A 17,514-nucleotide genomic window follows, 5' to 3' on the forward strand; every position below is an offset into this window, starting at 1 on the left:
GGCATGAACAAAGCGCACTTTGCCAACAATCTGTGGTCAAATTTCAATCTCAATAACTTTTGGATTCAGGGAATTATCGCAAAGCCCACACCATCATACCCAACGTAACAAAACTCAGGCACATTCCCCACCCGCCCCACTTCCACCTCTGGCTTCTATTTTTGCTACGCCACTGGCAGTAATATCCCAGCGCAAAACCAAGCTGTGCACTTATCGAACCGACTAACTCAGTCCAGGGCTGGAGCCAAAATGGCGAAAAATTCAGGGGGCATCAAACAACACTCAGAAAGAAATTACGGATATTTTCCAGCAAAGCTGATTTCTCTGGCGCAATATAAAAAATAATTATCCGTATTGACGATGAAAAAAATGCTTCGCGGGCAAAGGGGGTGTATATCAAAGTGACGCCCGATTCCTCTGCCCGTTTTTTCTGCCCACCGGAAGGTTGCGCCACGAAAATAATATCGGCATCGCCCTTAACGATTTTGTTATACGCTTCTGGCGTGCGAGAGTTATCCAGATATCTCAGACGTGAAAATCTTCCGATATAACGTTTAACGCATAAAAGGCAGAAGCATAAATGGGTTATGCTGCCGTCGCGCCATCGAGTCGCACCCAGCGTGGCAATAACCGCTGCCAAAAATTGCGCCAGTATGGGAATACCGAAAAAAGTCATTACCAGCGAGATCAAAATCCATTTTTTGTTTTGCATCATTCTGTCCATTCTTTCTGAATGGCGAAATTATACTCCTCCACTATCTTCGCCCCGCTGGACACTTTTCCGAAATAAAGGCGAAAAAAAACGGGACCTTTTGGCCCCGTTCTATTTTTGGCGAAATTACAATCTCACCGGATCAATATGCCAGATAAGATCGGCGTACTCTTTAATAGTCCGGTCAGAAGAGAAATAGCCCATATTTGCGATGTTCAGCATCGCTTTGGCTGTCCACTCTTCCGGACGTTCGTACAGTTCGTCAACTTTATCCTGACAATCGACATAGCTGCGATAATCCGCCAGCACCTGGTAGTGATCGCCAAAGTTGATCAGCGAATCAACCAGATCGCGGTAGCGTCCCGGATCTTCCGGACTGAACACGCCGCTGCCGATTTGCGTCAGCACCTGATGCAGTTCTTCGTCTTTCTCGTAGTATTCACGCGGTTTGTAGCCCTGACGACGCAGTTCTTCCACTTCTTCCGCAGTGTTACCAAAGATAAAGATATTATCCGCACCGACATGATCCAGCATCTCGACGTTCGCACCGTCCAGCGTACCGATAGTCAGTGCGCCGTTAAGTGCAAACTTCATGTTACTGGTGCCGGAGGCTTCCGTACCCGCCAGCGAAATCTGTTCGGAAAGATCGGCTGCCGGAATGATCAGCTGCGCCAGGCTGACGCTGTAGTTCGGGATAAACACCACTTTCAGCTTATCGCCAATCTGTGGATCGTTGTTGATCACTTTCGCTACGTCATTGATCAAATGGATAATGTGCTTCGCCATGTAATAGGCCGAAGCCGCCTTACCGCCAAAGATATTCACTCGTGGAACCCACTTCGCATCTGGATCGGCCTTGATGCGGTTATAGCGGGTGATCACGTGCAACACATTCATCAATTGACGTTTGTATTCGTGAATACGTTTGATTTGCACATCAAACAGCGCCTTCGGATTCACCACCACATTCAATTGTTGGGCGATGTACTCCGCCAGACGCTTTTTGTTCTCCAGTTTCGCCTGATGAACAGCATGATTGACCATCGGAAAATCACAATGCTGTTGCAACTCGTTTAATTGACTCAGATCGGTACGCCAGTTACGACCGAGGTGTTGATCCAGCACGCCTGAAAGCGACGGATTCGCCACCGCCAGCCAGCGACGCGGAGTCACACCATTGGTAACGTTGGTGAAACGTCCAGGGAAGATCTTCGCAAAGTCAGCAAACAGCGATTGCACCATCAGATTAGAGTGCAGCTCCGATACGCCGTTAACTTTGTGGCTGACCACAACAGCCAGCCAGGCCATGCGCACACGACGCCCATTCGATTCATCAATGATCGACGCCCGTCCCAGCAGGTCAGTATCGTTCGGATACTGCTCCTGCAAGGTTTTCAGGAAATAGTCGTTGATTTCAAAGATAATCTGCAAATGGCGCGGCAGAATTTTACCCAGCATATCGACCGGCCAGGTTTCCAGCGCCTCGCTCATCAGCGTGTGGTTGGTGTAGGAGAAGACCTCGCAGCACACTTCAAAAGCGTCGTCCCAGCTAAATTTGTGCTCATCGATCAGCAGACGCATCAGCTCAGGAATCGACAGCACCGGATGGGTGTCGTTGAGGTGAATCGCGATTTTATCCGCCAGGTTATCGTAGGTTTTATGCAACTGATAATGGCGACTTAAAATGTCCTGAATGGTCGAAGATACCAGGAAATATTCCTGACGCAAACGCAGTTCACGTCCGGAATAGGTGGAGTCATCTGGGTACAGTACGCGGGATACGTTCTCAGAGTGGTTTTTATCTTCCACTGCCGCGAAGTAGTCACCCTGGTTAAATTTACCAAGATTAATTTCGCTACTGGCTTGTGCACTCCACAGACGCAAAGTGTTGGTCGCGTCAGTATCATAACCTGGGATGATTTGGTCGTAAGCCACGGCCAGAATCTCTTCGGTTTCAATCCAGCGCGTTTTCTTACCTTCTTGCTGAATACGGCCGCCAAAACGCACTTTGTAGCGCGTATTGTGGCGTTTAAATTCCCACGGATTGCCGTACTCCAGCCAGTAGTCCGGAGACTCTTTCTGACTGCCGTTAACGATGTTCTGTTTGAACATACCATAGTCATAACGGATGCCGTAACCGCGCCCCGGCAACCCTAACGTCGCCAGCGAATCCAGGAAGCAGGCGGCCAGACGCCCCAGGCCACCGTTACCGAGACCCGGGTCATTTTCTTCATCAATCAACTCTTCGAGATTTAATCCCATCGACTCCAGCGCACCCTGGACATCGTCATAAATACCTAACGACAGCATGGCGTTGGAGAGAGTACGGCCAATCAAAAACTCCATCGACAGGTAGTAAACCTGGCGAGTTTCTTGCGACAGCTGGGCACGATTCGAACGTAACCAGCGTTCCACGAGACGATCGCGCACAGCAAATAACGTTGCGTTCAGCCATTCATGTTTATTGGCGACGACCGGATCCTTTCCAATCGTAAACATCAGCTTGTAAGCGATAGAGTGCTTAAGAGCTTCTACGCTTAGCGTGGGCGATGAATATGTAAACGGAGCATTCATATAGGCGTTTCCTGAAAACTATTTCAAGCGATAGTAAAGCTCACGGTACGACTTCGCCGCGACCTGCCAGCTAAAATCCATTGCCATAGCCTGACGTTGCACAAACCGCCACAGTGAAGGGCGAGACCACAGAACAAAAGCGCGTCGAATAGCCCGTAACAGCGACCAGGCATTACTATCTTCAAAGACAAACCCACTGGCGACGCCATCTGCAAGGTTCTCAAGAGAACAGTCAGAAACCGTATCAGCAAGCCCACCGGTACGCCGCACCAGTGGCAGCGTGCCGTACTTCAATCCATAAAGTTGCGTTAAGCCGCACGGTTCAAAACGACTGGGAACCAGAATGACGTCCGCGCCGCCCATAATGCGATGCGAAAATGCTTCGTGATAACCAATCTGTACACCAACCTTGCCGGGATGCTCCGCCGCTGCAGCAAGAAAACCTTCCTGCAATACCGGATCGCCCGCGCCGAGCAGTGCCAGTTGTCCGCCCTGTTCCAGAAGACCCGGTAAGGCTTCCAGCACCAAATCCAGTCCTTTCTGGCTGGTCAGACGGCTCACCACTGCAAAAAGCGGCACTTTATCGTCAACCTTAAGCCCCATTGCGATTTGCAACTGGCGCTTATTCTCCGCTTTATCCTCCAATGAATCGCGGGTGTAACGCGAGGCTAAAAGTAAGTCCGTCTCTGGACTCCATATTTTCTCGTCCACGCCGTTCAGTACGCCGGAAAGTCGTCCTTCACGATGACGCTGCTGGAGTAAACCTTCCATACCGTAGGCAAACTGTGGTTCAGTGATCTCACGAGCGTAGGTCGGACTAACCGCTGTAATGTGGTCGGCGTAATACAATCCGGCCTTCAGGAAAGAGATTTGTCCGTTGAATTCCAGCCCATGAATATTAAAGAATGACCATGGCAATTGGATGTCATTCATATGATGTGCATAAAACATGCCTTGATAGGCCAGGTTGTGCACAGTAAACACCGACTTCGCCGGACGCCCGCGCGCCGCCAGATACGCAGGCGCAAGGCCTGCATGCCAGTCGTGCGCATGCACCACATCAGGACGCCAGAATGGGTCAAGCCCGCTGGCCATTTCTGCCCCAACCCACCCCAGCAGCGCAAAACGCAATACGTTGTCGGTATAGGCAAATAAGTTGGTATCGTGATACGGGCTTCCGGGACGATCGTAGAGATGCGGTGCATCAATCAGGTAAATGCCAACCCCGTTGTAATGCCCAAACAGCAGCGTGAAATGTCCGGCAAAGGTATCACGGCGAGATACCACCTTTGCATCGGTCACGCCACGGCGAATATCGGGAAATGCAGGCAACAGTACGCGAGCGTCAACGCCGTCTGCGATTTGTGCTGCGGGTAATGCCCCAATAACATCAGCCAGACCGCCGGTTTTAAGCAGCGGGAACATCTCTGAACATACATGTAAAACCTGCATTATCGCTCCTGTTTGTACCCTAACTTCCGTAGCATTTCGCGCGTAACCAGCACAATGCCTTCTTCTGAACGATAGAAACGACGTGCATCCTCTTCTGCATCCTCACCAATCACCATTCCTTCCGGAATGACACAAGCGCGGTCAATGACGCAGCGACGCAGACGGCACGAGCGACCTACCCATACTTCCGGCAGCAATACGGCGGAATCAATGTTGCAGAATGAATTCACGCGAACGCGTGAGAACAGAACGGACTGCACCACCACCGAACCAGAGATCACACAACCGCCGGAAACCAGTGAGTTAAGGGTCATCCCATGGCTACCGGAGCGATCCTGAACGAATTTCGCTGGCGGCAATGATTCATTGTAGGTGCGAATCGGCCAGTTGCGATCGTACATATCCAGTTCCGGCACGACAGAAGCCAGATCCAGGTTCGCTTTCCAGTAAGCCTCCAGTGTCCCAACATCACGCCAGTACGGCTCGGCGTCCGGGTCGGACTGTACACAAGAGAGCGGGAATGGATGCGCATAGGCGAGGCCTGCTTCGGTAATTTTTGGAATCAAATCCTTACCAAAGTCGTGGCTGGAGTTTTCATCACGATCGTCTTCTTCCAGCAATTCATACAGGTACTCTGCATCAAAGACGTAGATCCCCATACTCGCTAAAGATTTGCTCGGATCGTTTGGCATTGACGGCGGGTTAGCCGGTTTTTCAACAAATTCGATAATTTTATCGTTTCCATCAACCGCCATAACGCCAAATGCAGAGGCTTCTTCAATCGGTACAGGCATACAAGCAACGGTGCAACGTGCGCCTTTTTCGACGTGGTCGATAAGCATACGCGAGTAGTCTTGCTTGTAGATATGGTCACCCGCCAGGATCACTACGTACTCCGCTTTATAACGGCGGATAATGTCGAGGTTTTGGGTAACGGCATCTGCCGTACCGCGATACCAGTTCTCCCCTTTCATTCTCTGCTGCGCTGGCAGCAGATCGACAAACTCGTTCATTTCTTCATTGAAGAACGACCAGCCGCGCTGAATATGCTGTACCAGAGTGTGAGACTGGTACTGGGTGATCACGCCCATACGACGGATACCGGAGTTGATACAGTTGGACAGTGCAAAATCGATAATACGGAACTTGCCGCCGAAGTGTACGGCAGGCTTTGCTCGTTTATTGGTTAAATCCTTCAGGCGAGTACCGCGTCCCCCCGCCAGAATCAGGGCAACAGACTTCAATGGCAGCTGGCGCGCCAACATTAAGTGATCGTTCTTCTCTAAACTAATCATGACTAACTCCTTTTTTATCATCTCTGGAACACACACAGTCCGTGTGCAGGTCCCGGCCAGACAGCCGTAATCACTGGGTTATCCTCTCCAGCGAATGGGGGAATGGCACGCCACTCCCCAGCAGGTAAAACAATCTCTGTTACCTCAAGCGTGGCGTTTATTGCGATCAAGAAACGATCCGAAAGCAAAATTTGCAGCTGCTTTGGCCCGTTCTGCCACTCATCCGAGCTTAAAGATTGAGCATATCGATTCAGCCAACGGACATTGCCGTCGCCTTCTTCCCACCAGCGATCCTCTGCCAAAGCAGGAATGCGCTTGCGCAGATGGATTAACGCGGCGGTAAACGCGGTTAAGCCACTGCTTGCTTGCGACCAGTCCAACCACGTTAGTTGGTTATCCTGACAGTAAGCATTGTTATTGCCATGCTGGCTGTGACCGTGTTCGTCACCGGCCAGTAACATCGGCGTACCCTGGGAGAGCAACAACGTTGTTAACAGGGCGTGAATGCTGTCGCGCCGCCGTTCAACCAGATCAAGAGTACCGCCTAACCCTTCTTTACCATGATTGTTACTGTAATTGTTGTTGGTTCCGTCGCGATTTTCTTCTCCGTTTGCTTCATTGTGTTTATGGTTAAAACAAACGCAGTCGCGAAGCGTAAAACCGTCATGCGCTGTGACCAGATTAATCGCAGCACTCGGCAGACGGCCATTACGTTTAAAAACATCGCTGGAAGCAGCAAAACGTCCGGCAAACTCCCCCAGCGACAGGTTATAGTGCAGCCAGAAGCGCCGGGCGGCATCGCGGAAATGATCGTTCCACTCGGCAAACAACGGCGGGAAATTCCCCACCTGATAGCCGCCAGGCGCGATATCCCACGGTTCGGCAATCAGCTTCACTTGCGAAAGTACCGGGCAATTCTGAATAGCCGTAAACAGAGGCGCATCCTGACGAAACTCCGGCGTTCGCCCTATGACTGTAGCGAGATCGAAGCGGAAGCCATCAACATGACAAGTTTCCACCCAATAGCGTAGACAGGCGCTGGCGTACTCCACCACAGCTGGATGGCTCAAATTGAGCGTATTGCCGCAACCAGTCCAGTTGTGATAATCGCCGTCTTCTCTTATCCAATAATAGCTACGGTTATCGATCCCGCGCAGGGAGAATAACGGGCCGTCGAGATCCAGTTCCGCACTGTGGTTGAGAACGATGTCGAGAATGACCTCAATGCCCGCTTTGTGCAGGGCTTTGACTGCATCGCGGAACTCATCCAACGCCGTGTCGGGCGAGCATGCATACGCCGGATGCAGTGCAAACAGCGCCACCGGGTTGTAACCCCAGTAGTTACTCAACCCCATTCGTTGCAAGCGCGGCTCACTGGCAAATTGCGCGATCGGCAGCAGTTCCAGTGCGGTAATGCCCAACTGTTTTAAATAGTTGATCATCACCGGATGCCCCAGGGCTTTATAGGTTCCACGGATCTCGACCGGGATCTCCGGGTGCAAGTAGGTTAAGCCTTTGACATGGGCTTCATAAATGATGGTACTGCCCCACGACGTGCGCGGCGGGGCATCATCTTCCCAGTCATAGTGATCCACGACCACTACGCATTTCGGCGCAATAGCAGCGTTGTCGCGATAGTCAGGATCACTATGCCCGGCGTGCAGCAGCGGGTTATCTTTAAATTCCCCGACAATTTGCCGCGCGCAAGGATCAATCAACAACTTCGCCGGGTTAAAGCGATGCCCCATGGCGGGTTGCCATGGGCCATGAACGCGGTAACCATAACGCAAACCCGGGCGCGCATCCGGCAGATAACCGTGCCAGATGTCACCACTTCGTCCTGGCAAATCATACCGATGTTCGATGCCCTGAGCGTCAAACACACACAGCTCTACCCGTTCGGCATGAGCGGAGAAGAGCGTGAAGTTAACGCCCTGGCCGTCGTAATGCGCGCCAAGAGGAGCGGGATTGCCAATGGCAAGTTGTGTCATTATCCCTCCCGAACCAGCCAGATAGTGGCCAGCGGCGGTAGCGTAAGGCTTAATGAATGCTGGCGACCGTGGCTGGCGATCTCATCACTGTGTACTGCGCCGCCATTACCGGTATTGCTACCGTGATAGTGCATGGAATCCGTATTGAGGATTTCACGCCATTTACCCGGCTGATTAATGCCAAAGCGATAATCATGGCGCGGCACCGGCGTAAAGTTACTGGCAACGATAATTTCATTACCCTCTTTATCACGGCGAACAAAAATCAGCACCGAACGTTCATGGTCATCCACCACCAGCCATTCAAAGCCATACGCGTCAAAATCCAGCTCGTGCAATGCTTTGTGATAGCGATAAGTGTGGTTCAGATCGCGCACCAGACGCTGGACACCGTGGTGCCAGTTGTCGCCGCCTTCCAGCAGGTGCCAGTCAAGGCTGGCGTCGTGGTTCCACTCACGCCCTTGAGCAAATTCATTGCCCATGAACAGCAGTTTTTTGCCTGGGAACGCCCACATCCAGGCATAGTAGGCTCGCAGATTGGCAAACTTCTGCCATGCATCGCCCGGCATTCTGTCGAGAATCGATTTTTTGCCGTGCACCACTTCGTCGTGCGACAACGGCAGGACGAAGTTTTCAGTGTAGTTGTAGAGCATCCCGAAGGTGAGTTTATCGTGATGGTATTGACGATAAACCGGGTCGAGCTTCATGTAGTCCAGCGTGTCGTGCATCCAGCCGAGGTTCCACTTGTACCAGAAGCCGAGGCCGCCGATATCCTGCGGACGAGAAACGCCAGGGAAGTCAGTAGACTCCTCCGCCATCGTTACCGCGCCAGGAACTTGCTCACCGATAATACGGTTGGTATTGCGTAAAAATTCAATCGCTTCCAGATTCTCGCGTCCACCAAACTCGTTGGGGATCCACTCGCCCTCTTTACGGCTGTAGTCGCGATAAATCATCGACGCCACCGCATCGACACGCAGCGCATCAATACCAAAACGTTCAATCCAGTACAGCGCGTTACCGACAAGGAAGTTACTGACTTCACGGCGACCATAGTTGTAGATCAGCGTGTTCCAGTCCTGATGATAGCCTTCGCGCGGATCGCTGTGTTCATACAGATTTGTTCCGTCAAATTCGGCAAGTGCAAAGTCATCAGTCGGGAAGTGCCCCGGCACCCAGTCAAGAATAACGTTCAAACCGGCTGCGTGTGCGGCATCAATGAAATAGCGGAAGTCATCGCGAGTACCAAAACGGCGAGTTGGCGCGTACAGACCCGTCGGTTGATAGCCCCAGCTACCATCGAATGGATGTTCGTTAATTGGCAGCAGTTCGAGATGGGTAAAGCCCATCCATTTAGCGTAAGGCACCAGTTGATCGGCCAGCTCGCGATAACTTAACCAGAAGTTGTTGTCGGTGTGACGACGCCAGGAACCCAGATGAACTTCATAGATAGAGATTGGCGCATCAAACTGATTCGCTTTTTTGCGCTCTTCGGTCTGCACGACCTTTTCAGGCAGTCCGCAAATAAGGGAAGCGGTTTCCGGACGCATCTGTGCTTCAAAGGCATAAGGATCAGACTTCAAACGCAGATTGCCATTGGCATCAATCATTTCGTATTTATAGAGCTGACCGTTGTGCGCGCCAGGGATAAACAGTTCCCAGATGCCGCTCTCTTTACGCAGGCGCATCGGATGACGACGACCATCCCAGTAGTTGAATTGCCCAACAACCGAGACTCGGCGGGCATTGGGTGCCCAGACAGAAAAACGCGTGCCGGTAACGCCATCCATGGTATCTGCGTGTGCGCCTAAGGTTTCGTACGGGCGCAGGTGAGTACCTTCAGATAACAGCCAGGCATCCATTTCCTGAATTAAAGGGCCAAAACGGTAAGGGTCATCAATAAGATTCTGCTGACCATGCCAGACAACAGCCAACTGATAGCGGAAAAAATTCTTACGTCGTGGAATGACGCCGCTGAAGAATCCACGAGAGTCGAGACACTCCAGTTTAGCGACTTTGCGTCCGGTTTTTGGTTCAATCACCCACACATCGGTGGCGTCAGGTAAAAGGGCACGGACTTCCAGTCCTGCTGTAGTTTTATGCATTCCCAGTACGGAAAATGGGTCTGCAAAATGGCCTGCAATTAGCGCGTTTATCACGTCTCTATCGATACGAACGGACATGCTTGTCTTCCTGTTTTATTGTGTCACCCCATCCAACTGATTTTTGACATCTGGTTGTGACATTTTTTTGACCTGAACGGCGCAGCACTCTGTGCATCCTCTCTGCGTCGTCCTCCCTTCAGGTAAGGCAGTGAATACTCATGTATTCTGCCACCCTTAAAGAATAGCCAATGCTCTATCTAACTCCCGGTAAATCATGAAACATCTGCGCTTACTCCTGTATTACGCACTAAAAGGGGCGGCATTGCGCCCCAGATTTAATGAATAAAGATTACGCCAGTTGACGAAGCATCCGGCGCAGCGGCTCCGCTGCACCCCACAGCAACTGGTCACCCACGGTAAAGGCTGACAGAAATTCTGGCCCCATATTCAGTTTACGCAGGCGGCCTACAGGCGTGGTCAGCGTGCCAGTAACGGCTGCTGGGGTTAGCTCACGCATAGTGATTTCCCGATCGTTTGGTACGACTTTCGCCCACGGATTGTGAGCCGCCAGCAGTTCTTCCACGGTCGGAATCGATACATCTTTTTTCAATTTGATGGTGAATGCCTGACTATGGCAGCGCAATGCTCCGACACGCACGCATAAACCATCTACCGGAATCACAGAAGATGTGTTGAGGATCTTGTTAGTTTCCGCCTGCCCTTTCCATTCTTCGCGGCTCTGACCGTTATCAAGCTGTTTGTCGATCCACGGAATCAGGCTACCCGCCAGCGGAACACCAAAGTTATCCACCGGCAACTCGCCGCTGCGGGTTAAGGTCGTGACTTTGCGTTCAATATTGAGAATAGCAGAGGACGGGGTTGCGAGTTCATCCGCCACATGGCCATACAGTTGGCCCATCTGGGTTAACAACTCCCGCATATGTCGCGCACCACCGCCGGAAGCCGCCTGGTAGGTTGCAACGGAAACCCAATCAACAAGATCATTGGCGAATAAACCGCCTAACGACATCAACATCAGGCTTACGGTACAGTTACCGCCCACAAAAGTCCTGATGCCTTTATTTAATCCGTCAGTAATGACGTCCTGATTGACTGGGTCAAGGATGATGATGGCGTCGTCTTTCATGCGCAGAGACGATGCTGCGTCAATCCAGTAACCTTGCCACCCGTTCTCACGGAGCTTTGGATAGATTTCGTTGGTATAATCGCCGCCCTGACAGGTTACGATGATATCGAGGGCCTGCAGCGCCTCCAGATCAAAGGCATCCTGAAGTGTGCCGGTAGTACCGCCAAAGGACGGTGCAGCCTGACCAGGCTGGGAAGTCGAAAAGAAGACAGGGCGAATGGCGTCGAAGTCGCGCTCTTCAACCATGCGTTGCATGAGAACGGAGCCGACCATACCGCGCCAGCCGATAAAACCAACATTTTTCATAAGCGTTTTTTTCCTGCAAAGATGTGTGCTGTATATATGTGCCTGTGTCCTCATGGCACATCTTTCACCATACAAAAAGCAGCCAAAGTCGCAAGTGAAATTAATCAATGATAGCGAAGCAATCAGTAATGCGACTTATCCTGCTTTCATAGCACGCAGAAAGTCCAACGCAATTATCAGGGAACTTGAGTTATGAATGAAATCATTTCTGCAGCAGTTTTATTGATCTTGATTATGGATCCGCTCGGAAACCTACCTATTTTCATGTCCGTACTGAAACATACTGAACCGAAAAGACGTCGGGCAATCATGGTGCGAGAGTTGCTTATTGCTCTCCTGGTGATGCTGGTGTTCCTGTTTGCGGGTGAGAAAATTCTGGCATTTCTTAGTCTGCGGGCGGAAACCGTCTCTATTTCTGGCGGCATCATTCTGTTTCTGATCGCCATTAAGATGATTTTCCCCAGCGCCTCGGGAAACAGCAGCGGGCTTCCGGCTGGTGAAGAGCCGTTTATAGTGCCATTAGCCATTCCACTGGTCGCCGGGCCGACGATTCTCGCCACGCTGATGTTGCTGTCTCATCAGTACCCCAATCAGATGGGGCATCTGGTGATTGCCCTGCTGCTGGCCTGGGGCGGCACATTTGTCATCCTGCTGCAGTCATCGCTATTTTTACGTCTGCTGGGCGAGAAAGGGGTGAATGCACTGGAACGCCTGATGGGATTGATTCTGGTGATGATGGCAACCCAGATGTTCCTCGACGGCGTTCGGATGTGGATGAAGGGGTGACGGGGATAATTTCTCGAAATGAGCCCGGTAGCGTCAGAACTACCGGGCGAACAAACTTAACTCAACAGCTGGAACGCAATCATCCCGACGATAGCACCGACAGTGCCAAGGATGGTTTCCATCATGGTCCAGGTTTTCAGCGTTTCGGCTTCGGTCGCGCCGGTAAATTTACCGAACAACCAGAAACCAGCGTCGTTAACGTGGCTGACAACAATCGAACCACCGGCGATACAAATCGACAACGCCGCCATTTGCGCACCGGAGTAGTTCAGTTGTTCAATAACCGGCATCACCAGTCCCACCGCCGTTAAGCAGGCAACGGTGGCAGAACCCTGAATGATGCGCACTGCAGCGGCCAGCACGAAGCAGGTGATAGCAATCGGCAGCCCCATCCCGGTTAACGCTTCGCCCAGTGCCGGACCTACGCCAGAATCAACCAGTACCTGTTTGAACACGCCACCTGCACCAATCACCAGCAGAATGATTCCCGCCGGTTGCAGCGCGTGACCGCAAATCTCCATCACTTTGTCTTTCGGCATACCCTGACGCATCGCCAGACCATAAATCGCCACCAGACAAGCAACCAGAATCGCGGTAAACGGATGACCGATAAACTCGAACCATTCATAAGCGGTAGAGCCTTCCGGCACAAAACGCGCGGCAATGGTTTTAAGACCTACCAGCACCAGCGGCAGCAGGATCAGCGACAGGCTGAATCCGAAAGATGGCATTTTTCCTTCGCCGAGATGCGGTTCGCTGATGTCGTCAGGAATATGCAGTTCCACGTAGCGGCTGATGAAATTACCCCACAGCGGCCCGGCAATAATCATTCCCGGAATTGCCGCACACAGGCCAATCAAGATCATCCAGCCAAAGTCGGCGTTCATCTGCGATGCCAGCAGCATTGGCGCTGGCCCCGGCAGTAAGAACGCCGCCGCTGCCGCCACACCGGCGAATAACGGGATAACCAGTTTCACCAGGTTCGTGCCGGTATGGCGCGCCATTGAGAAAGCAACGCTAATCAGCAGAACAATCGCCACTTCAAAGAACAGCGGTAGCGCACAAACCAGCCCAGCAAGGCCAATGGCATAATGAGCGCGGCTGTGGCCGAAGGATTTGAGCATTTTGACGGCAATCTGATCGACTGCGCCGGTTTCATGTAAGATCTTGCCAAACATGGCTCCCAGCGCGACAACCACCGCCAGGAAGCCGAGGGTGCCTCCCATCCCTTTTTCCATCGTCGCTGCGATTTTATCGAGCGGCATACCGGAAAAAAGGCCAGCCCCCATAGACACCACCATCAAAGCCAGGAAAGCGTGCATACGCGCCTTCATGACTAAAAACAGCAGCAGTAAAACAGACCCTACTGCTGTTAAAACAAGCGTTAATGTACTCACTACTTATTTGCCTTTTTTAATAACCTCAATGGTGCTTGCCACAACACCTTCCAGTGGCTGATCGATATCCACCACCAGTACATCGGTTTCGTCCGCACCCGGTTCCTGCAGCGTTTCAAACTGCGTCACCAGCATTTGGGTTTTAAAGAAATGGCCTTTACGCGCTTTCAGGCGGCTTTCAATCACATCAAAATCGCCTTTCAGGTAGATGAAAGAGAGATTCGGATTACCCGCGCGTAGCAGGTCGCGATAGTGCTTTTTCAGTGCAGAACAGACGATCAGCGACACTTTATTGGTGCGCTGCATGGCAAACGCGGCGTCGTTCAGTGCCTGTAACCACGGTTTGCGATCGTCATCATTCAACGGTTCACCGGACGCCATTTTTTCGATATTGCGACGCGGATGGAGGAAATCGCCATCAAGAAACGCGGCATGAAGTTGATGCGCCACTTCACTGGCGACCGCAGATTTGCCGCTGCCCGATACGCCCATCAAGACGTAAATGTGGTGATCATGGTTAGTCGTGCTCAAAGTGGTGCCCCCACAATACAAGAATTAAAAATGTTACGGGTAACTGTTATCGGTAACATTGTCCAGCCGGACAAAATCAGAAGCAATATCCATCCGTGCCTTAAGTGTATAAGTGTGAGCTACTTCAAATTTGTGAGCTTAAATAGATCCGCCCGGTGACAAGGTGAAACCTAAATCTAACATTTTCGGTGTCACTGCTTCGCCACGAATACGCGCCAGCAGGCGTTCAGCGCCAATGCTGCCCATCCGCTCACGCGGTGTCAGCACACTCGCCAGCCGTGGCTCCATCACCTGACCAATATCGTGACCGTGGAAACCGGCAATCGCCATATCGTCAGGAATTTTCAGCCCCAAACGCTGACATTCAAACGCCGCGCCGACAGCCAGGTCATCGTTGGTACAGAATACGCCATCCAACTGCGGATATTCCCGCCGCGCCTGGCGAATCAGTTCAATACCTGAAGAGTAAGAAGAAGATTGTTCAACCATCACGCTATATGGCACCAGGCCTGCATCCAGCATCGCCTGTTCGTATCCCTTCTGTTTGATGATAGTACGTTCGTCGAGACGTGCGCCGAGATAGGCAATGTGACGATGCCCGCGAGCAATAATGGCGGTGGTCATCTGGCGTGCCGCTTCAAAGTTATCAAAACCGACGGCGATATCGAGGCACGGTGATTTACTGTCCATCAGTTCCACCACCGGAATACCTGCCACTTCAATCATCTTTAAGGTGCGCGGCGTGTGGGTACGTTCGGTGAGGATCAGCCCGTCGATATTCCAGGAGAGCATCGATTCGAGACGTTCTTGCTCCATTTCCGGTTTATAACCGTAGTGCGCCAGCATAGTCTGATAACCGTGCGCGTCGGTGACGCTTTCGATGCCGCGTAATACTTCCGCGAAAACCTGGTTGGTGAGAGAAGGTAACAGGACGCCAATTGCCCGGCTGGTAGCATTTGAGAGGATATCGGGCGCGCGGTTGGGAATATAACCCAGTTCATCAAGAGCGGCGGCAATCTTGCCGCGTAAGGCGACGGAGACCTGCTCCGGGTTGCGTAAAAAACGGCTGACCGTCATTTTGGTCACGCCTACACGGTCAGCCACATCCTGAAGTACGGGTCTTTTCTTTTTCATCGTCCTGAAGGGTACAAAAGGGATAGATTCCTTTAGTTTACCACGGACGCATCACAACCTTCCTGATTCCTCAGGAAGGTTTGTGAGATAAATTTAGACTGGCGGTAAATCGAACAGCAGGATTTCACTGTCGCTATCGGCGTGGACGGAGATTGCCTGCTCATCCCAGATTGCCAGACCATCGCTGGTAGAGGCTTTGACACCGTTAATGGTGACATTGCCTTTTACTACCTGGATCCAGACGCGACGTTCAGCGGCAATCTGATGTATCGACTGCTCATCTTTTACCAGCGCCCAGCGGTAAAGTTCCATATCCTGATACACTTTCAGCGAACCATCACGCGCATCCGGCGAAAGAACCAGCTGTTTGCCCTGCACGGCATCAAAGCGACGCTGTTCATAACGCGGCGTAATCCCATTTTCTTCTGGCATGATCCAGATCTGATACAGATGCAGACGCTCGGTGCTGCTGGGGTTGTACTCTGAGTGACGAATACCCGTACCCGCACTCATTATCTGAAACTCGCCCGCCGGAACATGCTCTTTATTGCCCATGCTGTCCTGATGCTCAACAGTACCTTCCAGCACGTAGGTCAAAATTTCCATATCTTTATGTGGGTGAGTGCCGAAGCCCTGCCCTGCTTCAATCACATCGTCGTTAATGACACGCAGCGCGGAGAAGCCCATAAAATTCGGATCGTAATAGTTGGCAAAAGAGAAAGTGTGCCAGGAGTCCAGCCAGCCATGATTTGCATGACCACGTTCATTTGCTTTGCGTAAGTAGATCATTTGTATTCACCCCCTGAATGTTTTCGATGGGCTTAGTGTGGACCCGATCCGCCTGGGATGATAGAGGGTGAAAATTGACCCCTCTGTTCAAAAAAATTGAACTATTCGAGGAGCCATCAAACTTACTTCGCGAGAGTCACTGTGGAGGGAGAGACTTGTTCAAAACCGCGTTCAAGGATTTCCAGATTAGTAAGAACTTCAGATTCCTTGACGTAATTTGGTGCACCGGTGGTGATGGTTTGATGCAGCGCATCGTAGACGCGTCCGTAATCTCCCACCTCCGGCGTCATCTCTTCTCTTACCGTCACGCCCTCGTCATTGACATACTCCAGCACACCGACCGAATCATCCGCTGCGAATCCCGGTTCGCCCGGCATAATATTAGCCTTCAGGCTGGTTTCCTGCTGGTCGATACCGTATTTAATAAATGTACCTTTCTTACCGTGAACGATAAATTTCGGATAATCGATTTTCACCAGATGGCTGGTTTTGACGATGGCTTTCAAATCACCATAAAACAACTGCGCTTCAAAGGTGTCGTCCGGATTGGCTTTATTACGCAGGCTGCGAATGTCGTAAGCCACATGATCCGGGCGACCGAACAGCGAGATAATCTGGTCGAGGGTATGCACGCCAAGGCCATAAAATGCACCATCTTGCGGCAGCCCCGGTTTAGTTTCTGCCACCGGGCGGTAGTAGTCAAAATGGCTTTCCACTTCAACAATCTCCCCCAGCTTGCCGCTTTCAATCGCTTTTTTCGCCGTCAGGAAGCAGGAATCAAAGCGGCGATTCTGATACGGCGTGACGGTCAGCCCTTTGCTTTTTGCCAGCGCAAACAGCTCTTTCGCCTGCGCAAGCGTAGGGGTGAACGGTTTTTCAACCAGCACATTTTTCCCGGCTTCCAGCGCGCGCTTCGCGTACTCGAAGTGGCTATCAGCGTGAGTGCAGACGACAACCAGCTTAACGTCAGGATCGTTTAATACTTCGTCGAGATCGCTGGTGAAATGGATATGCGAGTAGACAGGAGCCTGTTCTTCCGGCTTCGCATGGCGGCGGAAAATATGCGCGACATGCCAGCTATCCTTGCGGTTAAGTACATACGGCAGATGGTAACGGGTGGTGCTTTTGCCGAAGCCAATAAAGGCGCAGTTAATGACCATGATTTCGTCCTTTTATAAGGTGGTTAGTTACACCTTAACGCAAAGCGGACGTGGTTCCTATGCCTGTGCTTCAGTACGTCAGATTGTTGGCAAAGTGCACTTTGATCATGCCGGATGCGGCGTGAACGCCTTATC

Annotated in this window: 12 protein-coding genes and 2 pseudogenes; 1 reads left to right on the plus strand and 13 read right to left on the minus strand. The window is 51.6% G+C overall.

Annotation, left to right across the window (positions count from 1 at the left end):
- Nucleotides 1-73: 73 nt before the first annotated feature.
- The 8 genes and pseudogenes from EQY_RS26735 to asd all read right to left on the minus strand — a co-directional run.
- A pseudogene (locus EQY_RS26735) lies at nt 74-346 on the minus strand (hypothetical protein); the annotation flags it as partial.
- Nucleotides 345-618, minus strand: a pseudogene (locus tag EQY_RS26740) (phosphate ABC transporter substrate-binding protein); the annotation flags it as partial. The pseudogenes EQY_RS26735 and EQY_RS26740, both read right to left, overlap by 2 nt.
- Nucleotides 619-838: 220 nt before the next feature.
- A complete protein-coding gene (glgP, locus tag EQY_RS0106245; RefSeq protein ID WP_000993435.1) occupies nt 839-3,286 on the minus strand; it encodes a glycogen phosphorylase in 2,448 nt (815 codons plus the stop codon).
- 18 nt (nt 3,287-3,304) lie between these two features.
- Nucleotides 3,305-4,738, minus strand: coding sequence for a glycogen synthase GlgA (gene glgA, locus EQY_RS0106250; RefSeq protein WP_001197631.1), 1,434 nt, complete (start codon nt 4,736-4,738; stop codon nt 3,305-3,307).
- Complete coding sequence (glgC, locus tag EQY_RS0106255; RefSeq protein WP_000624234.1) at nt 4,738-6,033, minus strand: glucose-1-phosphate adenylyltransferase; 1,296 nt, start codon at nt 6,031-6,033, stop codon at nt 4,738-4,740. The genes glgA and glgC overlap by 1 nt, the downstream gene beginning before the upstream one ends.
- A gap of 17 nt (nt 6,034-6,050) precedes the next feature.
- Nucleotides 6,051-8,024 (minus strand): glycogen debranching protein GlgX, encoded by a 1,974-nt coding sequence (gene glgX, locus EQY_RS0106260; RefSeq protein WP_000192583.1) that lies wholly within the window; start codon nt 8,022-8,024, stop codon nt 6,051-6,053.
- Nucleotides 8,024-10,207, minus strand: coding sequence for a 1,4-alpha-glucan branching enzyme (gene glgB, locus EQY_RS0106265; RefSeq protein WP_000116223.1), 2,184 nt, complete (start codon nt 10,205-10,207; stop codon nt 8,024-8,026). The genes glgX and glgB overlap by 1 nt, the downstream gene beginning before the upstream one ends.
- 271 nt (nt 10,208-10,478) lie before the next feature.
- Nucleotides 10,479-11,582: an aspartate-semialdehyde dehydrogenase gene (gene asd / locus EQY_RS0106270; RefSeq protein WP_000799967.1), complete on the minus strand. Its 1,104-nt coding sequence runs from the start codon at nt 11,580-11,582 to the stop codon at nt 10,479-10,481.
- Nucleotides 11,583-11,774: 192 nt separating this feature from the next.
- On the opposite strand from asd, the gene yhgN reads away from it, so the two are divergent.
- Nucleotides 11,775-12,368, plus strand: coding sequence for an NAAT family transporter YhgN (gene yhgN / locus EQY_RS0106275; protein ID WP_001002547.1), 594 nt, complete (start codon nt 11,775-11,777; stop codon nt 12,366-12,368).
- 56 nt (nt 12,369-12,424) lie between these two features.
- On the opposite strand, the gene gntU is transcribed toward yhgN, so the two are convergent.
- The 5 genes from gntU to EQY_RS0106300 all read right to left on the minus strand — a co-directional run bounded on the left by gntU (nt 12,425) and on the right by EQY_RS0106300 (nt 17,379).
- Nucleotides 12,425-13,765, minus strand: coding sequence for a gluconate transporter (gntU, locus tag EQY_RS0106280; protein WP_000105942.1), 1,341 nt, complete (start codon nt 13,763-13,765; stop codon nt 12,425-12,427).
- Nucleotides 13,766-13,768: 3 nt separating this feature from the next.
- The gene (gntK, locus tag EQY_RS0106285) at nt 13,769-14,296 is read right to left on the minus strand and encodes a gluconokinase (RefSeq protein ID WP_000108328.1); all 528 of its coding nucleotides are present in this window, start codon (nt 14,294-14,296) and stop codon (nt 13,769-13,771) included.
- A gap of 138 nt (nt 14,297-14,434) precedes the next feature.
- The gene (gene gntR / locus EQY_RS0106290) at nt 14,435-15,430 is read right to left on the minus strand and encodes a gluconate operon transcriptional repressor GntR (protein ID WP_000730250.1); all 996 of its coding nucleotides are present in this window, start codon (nt 15,428-15,430) and stop codon (nt 14,435-14,437) included.
- A gap of 93 nt (nt 15,431-15,523) precedes the next feature.
- Nucleotides 15,524-16,219 carry a quercetin 2,3-dioxygenase gene (gene yhhW / locus EQY_RS0106295; RefSeq protein WP_000639800.1) on the minus strand — a complete coding sequence of 232 codons (696 nt, stop codon included), beginning with the start codon at nt 16,217-16,219 and terminating at the stop codon, nt 15,524-15,526.
- A 122-nt stretch (nt 16,220-16,341) separates the two neighbouring features.
- Nucleotides 16,342-17,379, minus strand: coding sequence for an oxidoreductase (locus EQY_RS0106300; protein WP_000236320.1), 1,038 nt, complete (start codon nt 17,377-17,379; stop codon nt 16,342-16,344).
- Between the last annotated feature and the right edge of the window lie 135 nt (nt 17,380-17,514).

Source organism: Escherichia sp. TW14182, from assembly GCF_000208525.1.
GTDB classification, from domain to species: domain Bacteria; phylum Pseudomonadota; class Gammaproteobacteria; order Enterobacterales; family Enterobacteriaceae; genus Escherichia; species Escherichia ruysiae.